General features: G+C 43.2%; 1 protein-coding gene. It reads left to right on the top strand.

The window, feature by feature from the left end:
* Window positions 1-90: 90 nt before the first annotated feature.
* A complete protein-coding gene (locus GVO60_RS22105) occupies window positions 91-1,059 on the top strand; it encodes an IS30 family transposase (RefSeq protein WP_159657891.1) in 969 nt (322 codons plus the stop codon).
* Window positions 1,060-1,090: the final 31 nt, after the last annotated feature.

Consider the following 1,090-nt stretch of genomic DNA (forward strand, 5'->3'; position numbering starts at 1 on the left):
CTTGGATTCAAGTACGAAGTGCGACACCACTGAAAAATAAAACAGTGAGATGCGATAATCATGATTTTGCTCCCGCCAAGAAGTAAAGCTATGAAATATACACACCTCACTGAGAAAGAAAGATATACGATTTCTCTCTTAAGAAAGCAAGGTCTACGTACTGCTGGAATTGCTAGATTACTCAACCGTCACAAGTCCACGATCTATCGTGAGATAGAACGTAATAAACGATACAACAAGTACTTTGACAGGTACTCGTACCAACCTGAGTACGCTCAACAGCGAGCTCGGAATAGGCTTGCACGTTCAAGGCGAAACAAGCGCTATGACGAAACCGACTTCAGGCTCGTTGCAGCCTTGCTGCAACTGGACTGGAGCCCTGAACAGATAGTTGGATTTCTAAGGCGAATTGGGCAAAAAACAATGAGCCACGAGCTGATTTACCAGTATGTTTGGAACAACAAAGCAGAAGGCGGAATGTTATGGAAACACCTGCGCCAGTCAACTAAGCAAAGGCGTAAAAGATATCGCTCTAACGATAGCAGGGGCCGCTTAGCCGCAAAGAAGCATATATCTGAGCGACCAGCCGAAGCAGAGCTTCGTCTTGAGCCTGGACACTGGGAAATAGACACTGTCATTGGGCGAGGAACTAAGCACTGCATTGTGACTTTAGTAGATAGAATGACTGGCTATACTTTTATAGGTCAATTAGACGACAGAACGACTAATTCATTGAACGCTCGAGTGAAGAAGATCATTAAGCAGTCAGACTTACCGTTCAAAACAATTACTGCTGATAATGGTACTGAATTTCACCAATATGCCCAGTTAGAAAAACAAACTAAGTGTTTGTTTTTCTTTGCTAACCCATACCACTCATGGGAGCGTGGAACCAATGAAAACACGAATGGTTTAATTAGACAGTACTTACCTAAAAAAGCCTCTATGTCACATGTGACACAGAGGCTCTGTAACCAAATAGCTGGAAAGCTAAACTCGCGCCCAAGGAAAAGACTTGGGTTCTTTACACCTCAGGAGTATATTCATGCGCATCTGTAAAAAGTGTCGCACTTCAAACTTGATACTAAGC

The sequence above is a fragment of the Vibrio atypicus genome (genome assembly GCF_009811315.1).
Classification (GTDB): Bacteria; Pseudomonadota; Gammaproteobacteria; order Enterobacterales; family Vibrionaceae; genus Vibrio; species Vibrio atypicus.

Bases quoted from the DNA above. Each gene is read 5' to 3' on its own strand.
- GVO60_RS22105 (WP_159657891.1), top strand. From the start codon at position 91: ATGAAATATACACACCTCACTGAGAAAGAAAGATATACGATTTCTCTC.